At 35.1% G+C, this 18,365-nt stretch carries 15 protein-coding genes, 1 tRNA gene and 1 riboswitch; of the genes, 12 read left to right on the top strand and 4 right to left on the bottom strand.

Annotated features, from left to right (window positions below; all coding sequences use genetic code 11):
* Window positions 1-154: 154 nt before the first annotated feature.
* Window positions 155-236 (top strand) — tRNA-Tyr (locus ACW5R3_RS12835).
* Between the two features lie 111 nt (window positions 237-347).
* On the opposite strand, the gene metK is transcribed toward ACW5R3_RS12835, so the two are convergent.
* The 3 genes from metK to ACW5R3_RS12820 form a co-directional block, all read right to left on the bottom strand.
* The gene (gene metK / locus ACW5R3_RS12830; protein ID WP_456577416.1) at window positions 348-1,604 is read right to left on the bottom strand and encodes a methionine adenosyltransferase; all 1,257 of its coding nucleotides are present in this window, start codon (window positions 1,602-1,604) and stop codon (window positions 348-350) included.
* A gap of 252 nt (window positions 1,605-1,856) precedes the next feature.
* Window positions 1,857-3,086 (bottom strand): ammonium transporter, encoded by a 1,230-nt coding sequence (locus ACW5R3_RS12825; RefSeq protein ID WP_456577415.1) that lies wholly within the window; start codon window positions 3,084-3,086, stop codon window positions 1,857-1,859.
* A gap of 6 nt (window positions 3,087-3,092) precedes the next feature.
* Complete coding sequence (locus ACW5R3_RS12820) at window positions 3,093-3,431, bottom strand: P-II family nitrogen regulator (protein ID WP_456577414.1); 339 nt, start codon at window positions 3,429-3,431, stop codon at window positions 3,093-3,095.
* A 252-nt stretch (window positions 3,432-3,683) separates the two neighbouring features.
* A riboswitch (SAM riboswitch) is annotated at window positions 3,684-3,809 on the top strand.
* 123 nt (window positions 3,810-3,932) lie between these two features.
* Here ACW5R3_RS12820 and ACW5R3_RS12815 point away from each other — a divergent pair.
* The 8 genes from ACW5R3_RS12815 (at window position 3,933) to ACW5R3_RS12780 (ending at window position 14,279) form a co-directional block, all read left to right on the top strand.
* Window positions 3,933-5,102: a trans-sulfuration enzyme family protein gene (locus ACW5R3_RS12815; RefSeq protein ID WP_456577413.1), complete on the top strand. Its 1,170-nt coding sequence runs from the start codon at window positions 3,933-3,935 to the stop codon at window positions 5,100-5,102.
* Complete coding sequence (locus tag ACW5R3_RS12810; RefSeq protein WP_456577412.1) at window positions 5,089-6,171, top strand: aspartate kinase; 1,083 nt, start codon at window positions 5,089-5,091, stop codon at window positions 6,169-6,171. The genes ACW5R3_RS12815 and ACW5R3_RS12810 overlap by 14 nt, the downstream gene beginning before the upstream one ends.
* 47 nt (window positions 6,172-6,218) lie before the next feature.
* Complete coding sequence (locus ACW5R3_RS12805; protein WP_456577411.1) at window positions 6,219-7,211, top strand: homocysteine S-methyltransferase family protein; 993 nt, start codon at window positions 6,219-6,221, stop codon at window positions 7,209-7,211.
* A 26-nt stretch (window positions 7,212-7,237) separates the two neighbouring features.
* Entirely contained in the window at window positions 7,238-9,958 is a 2,721-nt protein-coding gene (gene metH, locus ACW5R3_RS12800) for a methionine synthase (RefSeq protein WP_456577410.1), read from the top strand.
* Window positions 9,959-10,107: 149 nt separating this feature from the next.
* Window positions 10,108-11,064, top strand: coding sequence for a methylenetetrahydrofolate reductase [NAD(P)H] (gene metF, locus ACW5R3_RS12795; RefSeq protein ID WP_456577409.1), 957 nt, complete (start codon window positions 10,108-10,110; stop codon window positions 11,062-11,064).
* A 64-nt stretch (window positions 11,065-11,128) separates the two neighbouring features.
* On the top strand, window positions 11,129-12,388 hold the full coding sequence (locus tag ACW5R3_RS12790) for a pyridoxal phosphate-dependent aminotransferase (RefSeq protein ID WP_456577408.1): 1,260 nt from the start codon (window positions 11,129-11,131) through the stop codon (window positions 12,386-12,388).
* A 44-nt stretch (window positions 12,389-12,432) separates the two neighbouring features.
* Window positions 12,433-13,524 carry an acyloxyacyl hydrolase gene (locus tag ACW5R3_RS12785; protein WP_456577407.1) on the top strand — a complete coding sequence of 364 codons (1,092 nt, stop codon included), beginning with the start codon at window positions 12,433-12,435 and terminating at the stop codon, window positions 13,522-13,524.
* An 8-nt stretch (window positions 13,525-13,532) separates the two neighbouring features.
* Window positions 13,533-14,279, top strand: a complete 747-nt coding sequence (locus ACW5R3_RS12780) for a head GIN domain-containing protein (RefSeq protein ID WP_456577406.1) — start codon at window positions 13,533-13,535, stop codon at window positions 14,277-14,279.
* Window positions 14,280-14,297: 18 nt separating this feature from the next.
* Here the strand turns inward: ACW5R3_RS12780 and gldA are convergent, their stop codons facing one another.
* Entirely contained in the window at window positions 14,298-15,194 is an 897-nt protein-coding gene (gene gldA, locus ACW5R3_RS12775) for a gliding motility-associated ABC transporter ATP-binding subunit GldA (protein ID WP_456577405.1), read from the bottom strand.
* A 294-nt stretch (window positions 15,195-15,488) separates the two neighbouring features.
* Between gldA and ACW5R3_RS12770 the strand changes: the two genes are divergently transcribed.
* The 3 genes from ACW5R3_RS12770 to ACW5R3_RS12760 are packed head-to-tail and all read left to right on the top strand — an operon-like array spanning window position 15,489 to window position 18,324.
* Window positions 15,489-16,316, top strand: coding sequence for a prephenate dehydratase (locus tag ACW5R3_RS12770; RefSeq protein WP_456577404.1), 828 nt, complete (start codon window positions 15,489-15,491; stop codon window positions 16,314-16,316).
* On the top strand, window positions 16,313-17,470 hold the full coding sequence (locus ACW5R3_RS12765; protein WP_456577403.1) for a pyridoxal phosphate-dependent aminotransferase: 1,158 nt from the start codon (window positions 16,313-16,315) through the stop codon (window positions 17,468-17,470). Before ACW5R3_RS12770 ends, ACW5R3_RS12765 begins: the two co-directional genes overlap by 4 nt.
* Before the next feature lie 2 nt (window positions 17,471-17,472).
* Entirely contained in the window at window positions 17,473-18,324 is an 852-nt protein-coding gene (locus tag ACW5R3_RS12760; protein ID WP_456577402.1) for a prephenate dehydrogenase, read from the top strand.
* Window positions 18,325-18,365: the final 41 nt, after the last annotated feature.

The raw sequence follows: 18,365 nt of genomic DNA, 5'->3' as shown, positions 1-18,365 counted from the left end.
AAAAAAGAGAGGTGCTACTAGCACCTCTCTTTTTTGTTTGAAATTAATTTTTAGATAAACAGTTTCATTATGAGTTTGTTGTGTTTTTAATAGTAAAATTCTCATCTTTTTATCTGAAAAACTCAAAAACTATACTATATTTGTCAACGCTTTTGGGGAGATACTCAAGCGGCCAACGAGGGCAGACTGTAAATCTGCTGACTACGTCTTCGCAGGTTCGAATCCTGCTCTCCCCACTTAATTTGAAAAAAAAAATCCATACAGCTGTATGGATTTTTTTGTTTAAGGGTTGTGCTAAAAAAAAACGCTGTAAAATTAATTACAGCGTTTTAATTTATTTCGGTTTTTTATTTAAGCTGAAAAGCTTCTTTTACTTTATCAACATAATCTAGTTTTTCCCATGTAAATAACTCTACGTCTACCGTTACAGGCTTACCGTTAAGCTGTTCAAATGTTTTAGATACAACTTCATTTTTGCGTCCCATATGTCCGTAAGCTGCCGTTTCGCTGTACATAGGTTGACGGAGTTTTAAACGGTTTTCAATAGCTGATGGTCTCATATCGAAAATTTCTGAAACTTTCTGAGCAATTTCACCATCGGTCATGTTAAACTCGCAAGTACCGTAAGTATCAATGTATATAGATGTTGGTTTTACAACGCCAATGGCATAACTTACTTGAACTAAAACTTCAGAGCAAACGCCAGCAGCAACTAAGTTTTTAGCAATATGTCTGGTTGCGTAAGCGGCACTTCTGTCCACTTTACTCGGGTCTTTTCCTGAAAAAGCACCACCGCCATGTGCGCCTTTTCCTCCATAAGTATCTACGATTATTTTACGACCGGTTAATCCTGTGTCGCCATGGGGACCACCAATTACAAATTTTCCAGTTGGATTAATATGGTATGTTATATCATCATTAAATAAAACCTGAATATGTTCTGGTAATTTAGCAACGACTCTAGGTATTAGAATTTCAATAATATCCTTACGAATTTTACTAAGCATTTCGGCTTCTTCATCAAATTCATCATGCTGTGTAGATATTACAATGGCTTCAATTCGTTGCGGTACATTGTCATCGCTGTATTCTATTGTAACCTGACTCTTAGAGTCTGGACGTAAATAAGTGATGTCTTTGTTTTCTCGACGAAGTTCAGCTAACTCAAGTAATAATCTGTGTGATAAATCTAAAGCTAGTGGCATGTAGTTTTCTGTTTCACTAGTTGCATAGCCAAACATCATACCCTGGTCTCCTGCACCTTGTTCTTCTTTACTAGCGCGATCAACACCACGGTTTATGTCTTCAGACTGTTCGTGGATGGCAGAAAAAACACCACATGAACTACCGTCAAACATATAGGCGCCTTTAGTGTATCCAATTTTATTAATGGTATCACGTGCTATTTTTTGTACGTCTAAATAAGTGTTGGATTTTACTTCGCCTGCTAAAACGACTTGTCCTGTTGTAACTAAGGTTTCACAGGCTACTTTAGATTCTGAGTCGAAAGCTAAAAAATTATCTATTAGGGCGTCACTTATTTGGTCGGCAACTTTATCTGGGTGTCCTTCAGAAACACTTTCCGAAGTAAATAAATATGACATATACTGTAATTTTAAATTTGTTTAAATTACGGAAGTTTGGTCGGATTGCGAGGGGGCTAGAGAAGTGTGAAATCTACTGCTTTAGCATTTTTTTTATGAGGTTGCAATCAGATCAAATTTTTCCTCTAACTAATTATTTGACAAAAGTACGTATTAAATTATAACTAAAAAATGACTTTAGGGTATAAAAAAGACTCTTAAGAAAAATTTAAGAGTCTTTTCGGGATTTAACAAATTAACTAACAAATTTGTTTAATGGTCATTTAATCTAAAATCTGGGTATGCATTCATGCCGTGTTCATGACTATCTAATCCGTCGAGTTCTTCACGTTCACTGACTCTAATACCTACTGATTTCTTCAGAATAAAAAATATAAGATAAGAAGATGCTATGCATATCACGGCATAAGCACCTATGCCTATTAGTTGGCTTAAAAACTGTTGAATACCAGCAAGATTTCCAAAAATACCAACGGCTAAAGTGCCCCAGATACCGCAAATTAAATGTACTGCAATAGCGCCTACGGGATCGTCTAATTTAAACTTGTCAATATAGGATACTGCTAAAACAATCATGACTCCAGCAATACCACCAATAAATATGGCGTCCATAGGATTCATTTGGTCGGCCCCAGCTGTTATGGCTACTAAGCCTCCTAAAATTCCATTTAGAAACATGGTTAAATCCATGTTTTTGTACAAAATAGTTGAAAATATAGCAGCAAATAATCCACCTGATGCTGCTGCTAAACATGTTGTTACAAGGGTTAGTGATGTAATTTCTGGATTTGCAGATAAAACTGAACCTCCATTAAAACCAAACCAACCCATCCATAATATAAAGACACCCGCCGTAGCTATAGGTATATTATGTCCCGGTATAGCTTGAGGTTTGCCATTCTTGTATTTCCCTATTCTAGGGCCTAATAAACAAACAGCTACTAAGGCTGCCCATCCACCAACTGAGTGTACAAGTGTTGATCCGGCAAAGTCATAAAAAGGTGTTTCTAGCGTTTGTAAAAAGCCACCTCCCCATTTCCATGAGCCTGCTATAGGATATATGAAACCAATGTATATGACGGTGAAAATCATAAAAGGGCCAATTTTCATGCGTTCAGCAACAGCTCCCGAAACTATAGTAGCTGCAGTTGCAGCAAACATGCCTTGGAATAAAAAGTCGGTCCAATAAGTGTAACCGCTATTGTAGTTTAAATCTAATGTGCCATTAACGTTTAAAGGAGCGTCAAGTCCGAATGAAGGAAGCGCTAGAAAGCCATTAAATTCTCCAGGGTACATTAAGTTGAAGCCAATTAGAAAAAAAAGAATTAATCCAGATGTAATGATGAAAATATTTTTAAAAAGTATGTTTAGTGTGTTTTTTTGTCGTGTTAGACCTATTTCTAAAAAAGCAAAACCAAGATGCATGAAAAATACTAATGCCGTACAAATCATCATCCATAAATTGTTGGTAGTTAATTCCATGATGTCTTAGTTTAGTGTGTTTTTACCTTTTTCTCCCGTTCTTATTCTATAAACTTCGTCAATATTTGAAACAAAAATCTTTCCATCACCAACTTCTCCGGTAGCTGCTGATTTTAAAATGGCTTCAATTGTTGGTGCTTCAAAATCATCATTTACAACAATTGATAAGTAGCGACGTTGGATGTCACTTGTGCTATATGAAACACCTCTATAAACATGTCCTTCCTTTTCATTTCCTAGGCCCGTAACGTCCCAATAGGAGAAGAAATTAATTCCAATTTGGTGTAAAGATTTTTTGACATCTGAAAATTTTGATTTTCGAATGATGGCTTCAATTTTTTTCATGAAAAATAATATTTTTTGGCTCTAAATTATTAAAATTAACAATACACCCCACATGAAATAGGGGTTATGATTTTATTTTTACACATTTGCTAAATTGCACCCACTTAAATTAAGGGTGTTGTAATTTTGTTAAGTAAAACTGATTTTATTTTACCAAAAGCATGTGCTAAAAAAAAATAATTGAAAAAAAATTTGGAAAATTGTTTTTTGTGTTGCAATATTTGTGCTCACAAAGTTCAAAAACTTACTGAAATGTTATCAAGAAAGGTTGAGGGAATAGACCCGCTGAAACCTTAGCAACCCTTTGTTCTATACAAAGAAGGTGCTACATTCTACTTGGTTTTTAATTCATTTATTAAAATACCGGATAGATAACACAAACGATTTTACTCATCTGTAAATCGTATTTTCTTTTTAACATTTTTCTATTAGGTACGCTTCAAAGTGAAGCCTATTTGACTTTTGGTTTAATTTATTTATTAACTCAAAAAAATTAGAAAAATGAGTGCAACAAAAATTATTCATTCCATTCCAAGCGATCCGTTAACAGGGGCAATCTCAGTACCGGTTTATCAGACATCAACATTTATTCAGGAAGCTCCTGGTGTAAACAAAGGTTTCGATTATGCTCGTAGTAATAATCCAACCCGTAGTGTTTTAGAAAATATCGTAGCGCAACTCGAAAATGGGCATGCAGGCTTTGCTTTTGCAACGGGATTAGCTGCTATTGATGGTGTTTTGAAACTGTTATCTGCCGGCGATGAAATTATTGCGGTTGATGATATCTACGGTGGAGCTTACCGTTTATTTACCCATGTATATGAAAAACTAGGTATTAAAGTTACCTATGTTGATACTACCGATGCTGAAAATGTAGCCAATGCTATTAGTAGTAAAACCAAATTGATTTGGATTGAATCGCCAACAAATCCCACATTAAAGGTTTCTGATATCCAAGAGATAGCTAAGATAGCTAAAAGCGTTAATGCTTATTTGGTTGTCGATAATACGTTTGCTAGTCCAATTGCTCAGCAGCCATTAAATCTAGGTGCTGATATTATAATACACAGTGGTACAAAATACATAGGTGGTCATTCAGATTTAGTAGCCGGTTTGGTTGTAACTAAAACACCTGAGCTATCAGAAAAAATTAAATTTATTCAAAATGCTTCTGGTGGCGTTCTTGGACCATGGGATTGTTTTTTAACTATTAGAGGAATCGAAACCTTAGAACTTCGTTTTAAAAAACAATGCGAAAATGCTTTTGCAGTAGCTGCTTTTTTAGTAAACCACGAGGCTGTTAATGATGTCTTTTTTCCAGGACTGCTTACGCATAAAAATCATGAAATTGCTAAACGTCAACAAAACGGACTGTATGGTGGGATAGTTTCGTTTACATTAAAAGTGGATACTCAAGATGCTGCAAACCAGTTTGTAACGAGTACCGAGTACTTTAAGTTAGCTGAAAGTTTGGGGGGTGTAAAAAGTTTGTTGTGTCATCCGCCACAAATGACTCATGCTTCTGTGCCTCGAGAACGTCGTTTGCAGGCAGGTATTGCAGATTCTTTAATTCGTTTGTCTTGCGGAATAGAAGATGCTGAGGATTTAATTAATGATTTATCACAAGCTTTTGCTGCTATAAAAACACCTAAAAGTTATGTCAAGAAATAAAAAAATACAAATTGTTATTTTTGGAATAGGAAATGTGGGTAGTACGTTAATTCAGCAAATAAAATCAGCACAATCGAAGCTTCAATCCGAGCATCAGCTACAAGTGGAAATTCCTGTTATTACGAATTCTAAACTTGCTTTTTATAACGATAGTGGTCTTAAAAATTCATGGTCTATAGATTTTGATAAATTTTCTGTTCCTTATAGTGTTAAGGATATCATTCAGTATGTGAAAACGCAAGGGTTTCAGAATGTAATAGCTATCGATGCCACTGCAAGTATAGATTTTGTAAAAAATTATGTGCCGCTTATAGAAAGTGGATTTCATATTGTTTCTGCTAATAAGTTGGCAAATACCTTGAGTTATGAGTTTTATACCGAATTACGTTATGCTTTAAAAAAGCACCAGAAAACATTTTTGTATGAAACAAATGTAGGTGCAGGTTTACCAATAATAGAAACAATAAAAAGTTTGTATAATTCAGGTGAGCAAATTGCTAAAATTCGTGGTGTTTTTTCAGGGTCGTTAAGTTATATTTTTAATGAATATTCTGAATCTGATTTGCCGTTTTCTAAAGTCTTATCTAGAGCATCTAAATTAGGGTTAACTGAGCCCGATGCGCGTGAAGATTTATCGGGGAATGATGTTGCTAGAAAATTACTGATTCTAGCACGTGAACTAAATTTAAAAACGGAATTTAAGCAGGTCAAAATAGAATCATTAGTACCAAAAACTTTAAATGGAAAAACCAGTTTATCGCAATTTAATGCGCGAACTAAGGAATTGGATGGTTCTTTTCAAAATAGAAAAAAAGATTTAGCTGCAAATGAAGTTTTGCGTTATGTGGGAGAGTTGGATGTCGCTAAGCAAACTTTAGAAGTGAAGCTGGTGGCTGCAAATAAAGAGTCGCCATTAGGTCAATTAAAAGGAGCAGATTCTCTTTTTGAAATTTTCACAGAATCATATGGTGAAAGTCCTGTCGTTATACAGGGGGCAGGTGCAGGAAAGGCTGTGACTGCTAGGGGGTTGTTTTCAGATATTATTAAAGTATCAAATAGCTTAAATTAATTAATATACTTAGTTTGCCACTAATTGGGAACTATTTACAAAAAACTATGAGTAACATACAAGACGAAATTCAAAAACGTATTTTAGTACTAGACGGTGCTATGGGAACCATGCTGCAGCGGTATAATTTTACAGAAGCAGATTTTAGAGGTACGCGTTTTTTGGATAGTGAAATTCCATTGAAAGGGAATTATGATTTGCTGTCTATCACACAGCCAGAAGCTGTTGCAGCTGTACATAAAGCGTATTATGATGCTGGTGCCGATATTGTTGAAACAAATACCTTTTCGGGGACAACTATTGGGATGGCAGAATATGATTTACAGGATTTAGTTTACGAACTAAATTATGAGTCTGCTAAAATAGCTCGTGGTGTTGCAGATCAGCTAACAAAGGAAAATCCTAGTAAGCCACGATTTGTAGCAGGTAGTATCGGACCAACAAATCGCACGGCTAGTTTGTCGCCAGATGTTAATAGACCAGGTTTTCGGGCAATTACTTTTGAAGAATTACGAGTGGCTTACAAGCAGCAGGTAGAAGCTTTAATTGATGGAGGCGTTGATGTGCTGTTAGTTGAAACTATATTTGATACATTAAATGCTAAAGCGGCATTGTTTGCTATAGATGAGGTTAATAATGAACGCAATATTTCGGTGCCTATCATGGTGTCTGGGACTATTACAGATGCTTCAGGAAGAACCTTGTCCGGGCAAACAGTAGAAGCTTTTGTCGCCTCTATTTCACACATTCCGTTAATGAGTGTTGGTTTCAATTGTGCTTTGGGGGCCGATCAGTTACAGCCTTATTTAAAGCGTTTATCTCAAGAAGTGTCTGTGTATACTTCTGCGCATCCTAATGCGGGTTTGCCAAATGCTTTTGGCGAGTATGATCAATCTCCTGAACACATGCAAGTGCTTATAGAGAATTACTTGAAAAATCAATTAATAAATATTATAGGAGGTTGTTGTGGAACAACCCCCGAGCATATTCAAGCTATAGCAGAAGTGGCTGCTAAGTATAAACCCCGAACAGTGTCTTAAATATTGCTAGGGAATTAACTTAAAATATGAATACACATAACAAATATCTTAAATTATCGGGGTTAGAACCATTAATAGTTACACCCGAAAGTAACTTTATAAATGTTGGTGAGCGTACTAATGTTACAGGGTCACGTAAGTTTTTGCGGCTAATTAAAACGGGGGAATTTGATGAGGCTTTAAGTGTTGCAAGAAATCAAGTTGAAGGTGGTGCTCAAATCCTTGATGTAAATATGGATGAAGGTATGTTGGATGGCAAACAGGCTATGGTTACATTTCTGAACCTGATTGCATCAGAGCCTGATATAGCTAAAATTCCTATCATGATAGATAGCTCTAAATGGGAGATCATTGAAGCAGGTTTACAAGTTGTTCAAGGCAAGTCGGTGGTTAATTCTATCAGTTTAAAGGCTGGTGAAGCTGAATTTATACGTCAGGCAGCTTTGGTGAAACGTTATGGTGCAGCAGTTATTGTTATGGCTTTTGATGAGGTGGGGCAAGCCGATACATTAGATAGACGAATAGAAATATGTAAACGGTCCTATGATATTTTAGTTGATAAGGTAGGGTTTCCTGCTGAAGATATTATTTTCGATCCTAATATTTTTCCAGTAGCAACAGGTATGGCTGCGCATCGTTTAAATGCTTTAGATTTCTTTAAGGCTACAAAATGGATTCGGGAAAATCTACCTTATGCAAATGTTTCAGGCGGCGTGAGTAATGTGTCGTTTTCATTTCGGGGGAACTCTGTAGTTCGAGAGGCCATAAATTCGGCATTTTTATATCACGCTATTCAACATGGTATGACTTTAGGCATTGTGAATCCAACACTATTGGAGGTTTACGACGAAATTCCTAAAGAATTATTAGAACGTGTTGAAGATGTTCTTTTTGATAAGCGTGAAGATGCTACCGAACGCCTTTTGGATTTTGCTGAAACGGTAAAAGGTGACAAGAAAAGTGAGGTTGCAAAAGTATCGGAATGGCGTAGTTATTCATTACAAAAACGAATTACCCATAGTTTGGTAAAGGGAATTGATGCATTTATTCTAGAGGATATTGAGCAGGCTCGTCAAGAATCTAAAAAACCTATTGATGTTATTGAAGGACATTTAATGACTGGTATGAACGTGGTTGGCGATTTGTTTGGGAGTGGGAAAATGTTCCTGCCTCAAGTGGTGAAGTCAGCACGCGTTATGAAGAAAGCGGTTGCGTATTTACAGCCTTTTATTGAGGCAGAGAAAGATGGTAAGCAAGAGTATGCTGGTCGTGTATTAATGGCAACTGTTAAAGGTGATGTTCACGATATTGGTAAAAATATAGTGAGTGTTGTTTTAGGGTGTAATAATTATGAGATAATTGACTTAGGAGTAATGGTACCCCCTGAAAAGATAATTGAAACGGCTATTGCGGAGCAGGTTGATGTTATTGGATTAAGCGGCTTAATTACACCGTCTTTAGATGAAATGGTTTATGTGTCTAAGGAGCTAGAAAAACAAAATGTGCGTATTCCTTTAATGATTGGAGGCGCAACAACGTCGCGAGCTCATTCTGCTGTAAAAATAGCACCTAATTACGGACATACCATTGTGCATGTAAATGATGCTTCTAGAGCAGTAACAGTTGTTGGACGGTTGTTGCAAAAAGATAATCAGGTCTATAAGGAGCAGATCCGAAAGGAGTATGATACTTTTAGGGAGCAGTTTTTAAAACGTGGAAAGCAAAAATCGTATTTAGATATTGCCGATGCTAGAAAGCGTAAGTTCCAAATAAATTGGGATACAACTGAGGTTATTGAACCAAAACAACTAGGTATTCAGGTTATTTCAGATTTTGATATTACCAAACTGGAATCTTTTATAGATTGGAGTCCTTTTTTTAGAAGTTGGGATCTACATGGTAAATACCCTGGTATTTTGTCGGATTCAGTGGTCGGAAATCAGGCTACCGAATTATTTGCTGATGCTCAAAAATTACTAAAGCGTGTTTTTGAAGAGAAATTGTTAAAAGCTAAAGCTGTTTTTGGTTTGTTTCCAGCGAACTCGGTAAATGATGATGATATTGAGGTAATTGTTGGAGATTTGGAAAGTCAAAAAGATATAGAGGCTAATGCTAGTAATGAAAAAAGTGTAGATACCTTTAAGTTTATTACGCTTCGTCAACAATTAGATAAACGTGAGGGGGTTCCGAATATGGCTTTAGCCGATTTTGTTGCGCCTAAAACATCTGGAGTTCAGGATTATGTTGGTTGTTTTTGTGTCACAACAGGTTTCGGAACTGCCGAATTGGCTAAGGAGTTTGAAGCTAATCATGACGATTATAATGCTATTATGATCAAAGCATTGGCGGATCGTTTGGCTGAAGCTTATGCGGAATATTTACACCAAGAAGTGCGTACAGATTATTGGGGCTATGCGGCTCATGAAAATTTAAGCAATGACGATTTAATTAAAGAAAGCTATAATGGTATTCGTCCAGCTCCGGGGTACCCCGCTTGCCCTGATCATTTAGAAAAGCGAACCATTTGGGAAATTCTAAAAGTAAAAGAAAATATTGGTGTTGAACTAACAGATAGTTTAGCAATGTGGCCTGCAGCTAGTGTTTCGGGATATTATTTTGCTAATAAGGAGGCGAAATATTTTGGGCTTGGTAAAATAACACCTAGTCAATTAAAAGACTATTCAAAAAGGCGCGGTATAACTTATAATGAGGCTGAAAAATGGTTAAGTCCAAATTTGGTTGACTAATTTCTGTCTGTACTCTTGTGAAAATTAGGTTTAAACGTTCGAGTTTAACCGCTTGTTTGAATCTTTTCGAGTGTACGAAATGTAAAAGAAAGGCACACCAATAAATTTATTAATAATTAAAATGAATCTCATTTTTATGGGAACTATATATGAAGGTAACAGAACACATTAAAAAGGCTAAAGGAAGTACTCAGTTTTCTTTTGAAATTTTACCCCCATTAAAAGGGCAGCATGTGCAATCTATTTTTGATAATATTGATCCTTTAATGGAGTTTAATCCGCCGTTTATTGATGTTACCTATCATCGAGAAGAGTATGTGTATAAAGAGCTTGGTGATGGTTTGTTGAAAAAACAAGTTGTTAGAAAACGTCCGGGAACAGTAGGTATTTGTGCGGCAATTCAAAATAAGTATCAGGTAGATGCTATTCCTCATATTTTATGTGGCGGTTTTACTAAGGAAGATACGGAGAATTTTCTAATAGATCTTGATTTCTTAGGTATTGATAACGTAATGGCTTTACGTGGGGATGCCGTAAAAAGCGATGTGTATTTCAAGCCCGAAAAAGAAGGGCATGCTTACGCTAGTGAATTGGTGTCACAAATAAGTGACCTAAATTCTGGGCAGTATTTAGATGCTGATTTGTTAAATACATCTAAAACTGATTTTTGTATAGGTGTAGCAGGATATCCAGAGAAACACATGGAAGCACCTAGTTTAGATAGGGATATTCAGTTTTTAAAACAGAAAATTAATCAAGGAGCAAGTTATGTGGTAACGCAAATGTTTTTCGATAACGAAAAATATTTTGAATTTGTAGACAAGTGCCGAAAATCAGGTATTACCATTCCTATTATACCGGGTTTAAAACCCATAGCAACCAAAAAGCAATTAAGTTTAATACCGCACAGGTTTCATGTAGATTTTCCAGAAAGTTTAATTTTAGAACTGGTGAAATGTAAAGATAATCAAGCTGTAAAAGAAGTCGGTATCGAGTGGTGTGTACAGCAATCAAAAGCTTTAAAACAGGCTGGTATTCCAGTGCTTCATTATTATTCAATGGGTAAGAGTGATAATATTCAGAATATTGCCTCGCAAGTCTTTTAAAAAAAGTTTAGAAAGCGAATTAAAATGGAAGAGAAAACCTATTTTTGCAAAAACAAAACGGGTTATGAAAATATCTAAATTGGCAGAAGGATTAAAAGGTTCTGCTATTATAAAAATTGCAGGTGAAGTAAATGCTTTAAAAGCTCAAGGTGAGGTTATTTACAACCAAACTATTGGCGATTTTGATGCACAAATCTTTCCAATTCCGGAAGCGTTAAATTCTGAAATAATTGCTGCGTATAACGCGAACCAAACAAATTATCCACAGGCCAATGGTATGGAGACACTCCGTGAGGCTGTATCAGATTACCTTAAAAATAATCTAAAACAACATTATTCTAAAGATGAAATTCTAATTTCAGGAGGCGCTAGGCCTTTAATTTACGCGGTTTATCAGACTGTTTTAGATGTTGAAGATACCGTTTTGTACCCTGTGCCATCTTGGAATAACGATGCTTATACGTATTTAGCAAGAAATAAAGCTATTGTACTTGAAACAAAGGTTGAAGACAATTTTATGCCAACCGCAGCTACTATAAAGCCACATATTCAAAATGTGAATTTAATAGCTTTATGTTCTCCTTTAAACCCTACAGGAACAACCTTTACTAAAGCTGCGTTATTAGAAATATCTGAGTTAGTAGTCGCTGAAAATAAACGACGTGCTCTAACCAATGAGAAACCAGTTTATGTTTTGTATGATCAGATTTATTGGCAATTAACCTATGGTGATACTGTTCATTATAATCCAGTTGAATTAGTTCCTGAAATGCGTGATTATACTATTTTTATAGATGGTATTTCAAAAGCTTTTGCAGCAACAGGTGTGCGTGTTGGTTGGGCATTTGGGCCAGTTCATGTTATTAATAAAATGAAAGCTATGTTGAGTCATATAGGGGCGTGGGCGCCTAAGGCTGAGCAATTGGCTACTGCTGCTTTTTTAAATCAAACAGAAACGGTTGCAACCTATTTAACACATATTAAATCGGAATTAAATGAGCGATTAATAGCTTTTTATAAAGGGTTTAACAGTTTGGAGGCAAAAGGGTTTTCTGTGCGAGCTATAGAGCCTGAGGCGGCATTGTATTTAACGGTTCAGTTTGATTTAATAGGAAAGACAACCGAGTCGGGTGTGCTATTAGAGAATATTCAAGATGTAACAAGCTATTTGCTTCACGAAGCCAAGTTGGCTGTTGTGCCTTTTTATGCCTTTGGAACTTCTGCAGATACTAATTGGTTTAGATTCTCTGTTGGTACAGCAAGAAAAGAAGATATAGATACCATTTTTGAACTTTTAGAAAATGCACTGCAAAAATTAAAATAATAACCTTTTAGGAAATTGCATACATTTACGCCACAAGTTTTATAATGAGGTACTTTTTTATATTCGTTTTCTGTTTTTGTTTTGTAGCTACTTTCGCTCAAGATAAGCCATCAAATTCCTATGTTGATCTTAATTACTTTAAGGGGAATATTGCGGTTCATAACGATGATATTTTACATTTAATTAAAGGTCATCCCGAAGGTTTTCTAATGAGTTGGAATAAGAAAACATTCGGAAACGAGACATGGGAACAACGTTATAATTATCCAGATTATGGTGTTTCTTTTGCGTATCAAAATTTTAAAAATGATGTGCTTGGTACCAACTATTCTTTATATGCTCACTATAATTTTTACTTTTTAAAACGTAATTTGATGTTACGTATTGGCCAAGGGTTAGGGTATACAACAAATCCGTATGATAAGTTTGATAACCCCGACAATAATGCTTTTGGGAGTACTTTGTTGAGTAGTACATATTTAATGCTTAACTATAAGCGCGAGCGTATTTTTGATCGTTTTGGTATTCAGGCTGGTCTTAGCTTAATACATTATTCTAATGCTAATATAAAGGCACCAAATACAAGTGTTAATACGGTAGCATTTAATGTAGGGCTTACCTATAATTTAGATGAAACAGATTCAGAGTATATTTATAACATTACCAAAGAGAAATTTACAGAGCGTATAAAGTATAATATAGCTTTTAGAACAGGGATTAACGAAAGTGATGTGGTAGGTAGTGGGCAGTTTCCATTTTATATAGTATCGGCTTATGCAGACAAACGTTTGAGTCATAAGAGTGCTATTCAATTAGGTGCTGATGTGTTTTTCTCAAAGTTTTTAGAGGAATTGATTTATTATAAATCTGTTTCTTTTCCAGAGGAAAATGTTTCTGGAGATGAAGATTGGAAACGTGTAGGTCTATTTGTTGGGCACGAGCTTTTTATAAATAAAATTTCTATTGTAACGCAAGTGGGGTATTATGTGTATTACCCGTACGATTTTGAAGGGCAAACTTATCTTCGAATAGGTTTAAAACGTTACTTTGGGAAAAAATGGTTCGGTGCATTAACACTAAAATCACATGGGGCAAAAGCTGAGGCTGTTGAGTTTGGTGTGGGTATAAGACTGTAAAAGAGAATATGAAAAAAATAGTATTTCTACTTGTTGTAATAATTATAAGTTCGTGTAGTACTGAAAATGCAAATGATTGCTTTCAAACTACAGGCCATATTGTTCAAGAGTCAGTTCCTGTTGAGAGTTTTGATCGTATTGTTGTGTTTAAAGATGTGACTTTAATTTTAAAAGAAGCTGCAGAATATAGCGTGGTAGTTGAGACGGGGGCTAATTTAATGAATGATGTTGAGGTTGTAGTGGCTGATAATCAGTTACAAATTTCAGATTATAATACCTGTAACCTCGTTCGCGATTATGGTGTGACAAAAGTGTATGTGTCAGCGCCAAATATTACTGAAATTCGTAGTTCCACTCAGTTTGAGATACAGTCAGATGGTGTTTTAAATTACCCCAACCTAGCGTTGATTTCTGAGAATTTCAATATGCCTGAAGCACTTACCGTGGGCGATTTTAAATTAAATGTAAATACACATAACTTAACAGTGTCCTCTAATAATCTATCTTCTTATTTTATGAGTGGTACTGTTGAAAATTTAAATGTTCGTTTTTACTCCGGTATTGGAAGATTTGAAGGCAGGCATTTAACAGCTCAAAAAGTTCATGTTTATCATCGTGGAGGTAATGATGTTGTTGTTAATCCTATTCAGGAATTGAAAGGTGATTTATACGGTACCGGAAATTTACTATCGGTAAATAGACCACCGCTTGTGGAAGTTGAACAACACTACCAAGGAGGTCTTATTTTTGAATGATTTCTTTTAACAAGGTTTTTAGCTAACAGTCAACTCTCTAAACAAACTTTCTAAACTTGCGTTTTTCTGATTTAATTGAAGGATTTTCAAATCATTATCATGAGCGAAATCAAATACATGTGAGCGCATATCTTCTGTAGTAGTAAAGGTAATCTCGTAAATAAAATCATGAACATTAACGACCTCACTTACATGTGGTAATTTTTGTAAAAAAACAGTTTCTATACGGTAATCAAATTCAACAATAACAACTTGTTCTTGGTTGCTGCGTAACTCTGTTAAGGTTTTGTTTGCTACAATTTCTCCTTTGTTTATAATAATTACTCGATCGCACATAGCTTCTACTTCCTGCATGATATGCGTAGAAAGAAATACTGTTTTCTCTGTTCCTATAGATTTTATTAAATTTCGGATATCAACCAATTGGTTTGGGTCTAGTCCGGTTGTAGGCTCGTCTAAAATTAAAACATCCGGATTATGTAACAAGGCATTTGCTAGACCTACACGTTGTCTGTATCCTTTAGATAACTGACCAATTTTCTTATGAGCTTCTGGTTGGAGACCTGTTAAATTAATAACTTCTTGAATTCTTTCAGGTTTTACTTTATAAACACCTGCATTAAAACTTAAGTACTCTCTAACGTATTGGTCTAAGTATAACGGATTGTGCTCTGGAAGGTAGCCAACACTTTGTTGAACACGGTGTTTGTCTGTGGTTACATTATGGTTGTTTACTAAAGCTGTACCGTCTGTAGCTTCAACATAGGTGGTAAGGATTTTCATCATGGTCGATTTTCCTGCACCGTTAGGCCCTAAGAAACCAACTATTTCAGGTTTGTTAACCTTAAAAGATATGTTGTTTAGAGCTTTTTGAGAGCCGTATAACTTGGTGATGTTTGAAACTTCAATAGACATAGGGATATTCGTTTGTTCAAAAATAATATAATTAAAGGTATAACGAATGTTTTATAATATTAAAATAAGTGTAAAAGATTTTGTTATTTCAATTTATTAACTACTTTAGCTATTCAATTATGAACACAAATTCACATAACATCTATTTTAATTGGTATTATTTCTTTTTTACAAAAGAAACGAGACCTGCTATGTGTAATTTTTGATAGAAATAATAAAACAAACACCATATATAAAGTCTCGATGAAAATCGGGACTTTTTTTATTTATAAGTATTTTAAAAAATAAGAAACTATGAAAAAGGCAATTGCCATCCAAGGAATTAAAGGCTCCTTTCACCATATTGTTGCTCAACAATATTTTGGTGAAACGGTACAGTTAATAGAATGTATGTCTTTTGATGCCGTGGTAAACTGCCTATTAAAAAAGGAAACAGATGCCGTTGTAATGGCTTTAGAGAATTCTATTGCAGGTTCTATTATACCTAATTACGCTTTAATAGATACTTATGATTTGCAAGTTGTGGGTGAACGGTATTTAGATATTCAGCATCAATTAATGGCTTTGCCTAATCAATCCATTCAGGATATTACTGAGGTGTATTCACATCCTATGGCTTTGTTACAGTGCAAAACATTTTTTAAAAGCTACCCACATATTAAACTCATTGAAGATAAAGATACCGCTGAGGTGGCCAAACGTATTCAGGAGGAGCAGCTAAAAGGTGTTGCAGCGATAGCTAGTAGTTTAGCTGCAAAGTTATTTAATCTGGAGATTTTGTCAGAAAGTATTCAGGATATTAAACACAATGAAACACGCTTCGTAATTGTTAAGCGCTCTAACTCCGAACCAACTAAAGAACTAGTTAATAAAGCATCTTTGAAATTCGAGTTAGAACACAAACGTGGTAGCTTGGCAACTATTTTGAATGTTATGAGCGATTGTGAGCTTAATTTAACTAAAATACAATCATTACCGAAAATAGAAACACCTTGGAAATATGCTTTTTTTGTTGATGTAACTTTCGAGGATTATAAGCATTTTCAAAAAGCCTTAACTATATTAGAAATCATGTCTCAAGAGTTTAAAATTCTTGGACAATATAAACATGCTAAAAAATGATAGAATTAGCTAATCGTTTGAAAACGGTAGAGGAATATTACTTTTCTAGAAAGTTACGAGAAGTAGCTGCATTATCGGCAAAAGGGAAGCCTATTATAAATTTAGGTATAGGAAGCCCAGATTTAAATCCGCCAGAAACTATTGTCGAGACCTTAATAGGTAGTTTCTCACATCCAAATGCTAATCAGTATCAAAGTTATCAAGGCTTACCTGAGTTACGAGATGCCATTGCTAAGTTTTATAAAGAGCAGTTTCATGTTGATTTAAATTCAACAAACGAGGTGCTACCACTTATGGGGAGTAAAGAAGGGATTATGCATGTTTCTTTAGCTTTTTTAAACCCTGGTGATGAAGTTTTAATACCTAACCCTGGGTATCCAACGTATACGTCGGTTACAAAATTAGTGGGAGCAGTCCCAGTGTTTTATCCTTTAAAAGCAGAGTCAAATTGGTTGGTTGATTTTGAAAGCTTGGAGAAGCAAGATTTATCACGCGTTAAAATAATGTGGGTTAATTATCCACATATGCCAACCGGTACAAAGGCTAATGATGATTTTTTTAACAAGCTAATAGCTTTTGCTAAACGTCATAATATTTTAATAATTAATGATAACCCTTACAGCTTGGTTTTAAATAATACGCCTAGAAGTATTTTACAAACAGATGAAGCTAAAACGGTGTGTTTGGAGTTAAACTCTTTAAGTAAAACATTTAATATGTCTGGTTGGCGTGTAGGTATGGTGCTTGGTAATTCAACTTATATAAATGCAATATTAAAAGTGAAAAGTAATATGGATTCTGGTATGTTGTTTGGTATTCAAAAAGCTGCTATTCAGGCATTGTCAAGTTCTAGTTTGTGGTATGAAACTTTAAATGAAACCTATGCTAAACGGCGGGAACTTATATGGAAACTAGCTGATTTGCTTCAATGTACTTATGCTAAAGATACTTGTGGTATGTTTGTTTGGGCTAAACTCCCTGTAAATAGACAGTCTGAAGAATTTATTGACACACTTTTAAATGAAAAGCATATTTTTATTACACCTGGGACTGTATTTGGGAGTAATGGAGAAGGGTATGTGCGCTTTTCATTGTGTGCAACAACAGAAATTATTGAAAACGCTATTTCGCGTATAGAAGTTAAAAAGGATTGAAAATGAAAAATATATACATTGTAGGTGTTGGACTAATAGGAGGAAGTATTGCTAAAGATATCAAGCATTTAAATCCAGAAATACAGGTGTTTGGTGTGGATCATGATGCGACACATTTAGAAACAGCACTAGCCTTAAATATAATAGATGATACAGCTACTGTTGCCGACTTAAAAGATGCTGATGCTGTGATTATAGCTATTCCTGTTGATGCAGCTGTAACCGTTTTGCCCGAAATTTTAGATGTTGTGGGTAATGATACCTTGGTTATGGAAGCTGGTTCAACAAAAGTAGCTATCTGTAAGGCTGTGGAGGCTCATCCTAAAAGACGTAATTTTTTGGCAACACATCCTATTGCGGGAACCGAATTTTCAGGACCGAAAGCAGCAATACAAGGATTGTTTAAAGGCAAAACAAATATAATTTGTGAAGTAGAAAAAACAGCTTTTAAACTTCAAGAACGTGCGTTAGCAATTTTTAAAATTATGGGCATGCGTATACGTTATATGAACCCTGAAGCTCATGATAAACATATAGCTTACGTATCACATCTATCGCATATTAGTGCCTTTATGCTGGGGAAAACAGTTATTGAGAAAGAGAAAAATGAATATGACATATTTGATATGGCAGGAAGTGGTTTTGCATCAACTGTTCGATTGGCTAAAAGTTCGCCAGATATGTGGGGGCCAATTTTTGCGCAAAATAAAACCAATGTCATTGAAAGTTTAAATGAATATATACAGAATCTAAATACCTTTAAAACGTATCTCGAATCAGATAAGTATCAAGACATTCATAATGAAATGACAAACGTGAATCATATCAAAAATATATTAAACGGAATACATTAATAAATACAATACATAACAAAGTTGAATTTCTAAATACCAAT

It is taken from the genome of Algorimicrobium bowmanii, from assembly GCF_054031195.1.
The sequence above is the reverse complement of the archived record's forward strand: the minus strand, read 5'-3'. Positions and strand labels throughout refer to the sequence as shown.

Bases quoted from the DNA above. Each gene is read 5' to 3' on its own strand.
- ACW5R3_RS12770 (WP_456577404.1), top strand. From the start codon at position 15,489: ATGAAAAAGGCAATTGCCATCCAAGGAATTAAAGGCTCCTTTCACCAT.
- metH (WP_456577410.1), top strand. From the start codon at position 7,238: ATGAATACACATAACAAATATCTTAAATTATCGGGGTTAGAACCATTA.
- ACW5R3_RS12815 (WP_456577413.1), top strand. From the start codon at position 3,933: ATGAGTGCAACAAAAATTATTCATTCCATTCCAAGCGATCCGTTAACA.
- ACW5R3_RS12760 (WP_456577402.1), top strand. From the start codon at position 17,473: ATGAAAAATATATACATTGTAGGTGTTGGACTAATAGGAGGAAGTATT.
- ACW5R3_RS12810 (WP_456577412.1), top strand. From the start codon at position 5,089: ATGTCAAGAAATAAAAAAATACAAATTGTTATTTTTGGAATAGGAAAT.
- metK (WP_456577416.1), bottom strand. From the start codon at position 1,604: ATGTCATATTTATTTACTTCGGAAAGTGTTTCTGAAGGACACCCAGAT.
- metF (WP_456577409.1), top strand. From the start codon at position 10,108: ATGAAGGTAACAGAACACATTAAAAAGGCTAAAGGAAGTACTCAGTTT.
- ACW5R3_RS12785 (WP_456577407.1), top strand. From the start codon at position 12,433: ATGAGGTACTTTTTTATATTCGTTTTCTGTTTTTGTTTTGTAGCTACT.
- ACW5R3_RS12820 (WP_456577414.1), bottom strand. From the start codon at position 3,431: ATGAAAAAAATTGAAGCCATCATTCGAAAATCAAAATTTTCAGATGTC.
- ACW5R3_RS12825 (WP_456577415.1), bottom strand. From the start codon at position 3,086: ATGGAATTAACTACCAACAATTTATGGATGATGATTTGTACGGCATTA.
- ACW5R3_RS12790 (WP_456577408.1), top strand. From the start codon at position 11,129: ATGAAAATATCTAAATTGGCAGAAGGATTAAAAGGTTCTGCTATTATA.
- ACW5R3_RS12805 (WP_456577411.1), top strand. From the start codon at position 6,219: ATGAGTAACATACAAGACGAAATTCAAAAACGTATTTTAGTACTAGAC.
- ACW5R3_RS12765 (WP_456577403.1), top strand. From the start codon at position 16,313: ATGATAGAATTAGCTAATCGTTTGAAAACGGTAGAGGAATATTACTTT.
- ACW5R3_RS12780 (WP_456577406.1), top strand. From the start codon at position 13,533: ATGAAAAAAATAGTATTTCTACTTGTTGTAATAATTATAAGTTCGTGT.
- gldA (WP_456577405.1), bottom strand. From the start codon at position 15,194: ATGTCTATTGAAGTTTCAAACATCACCAAGTTATACGGCTCTCAAAAA.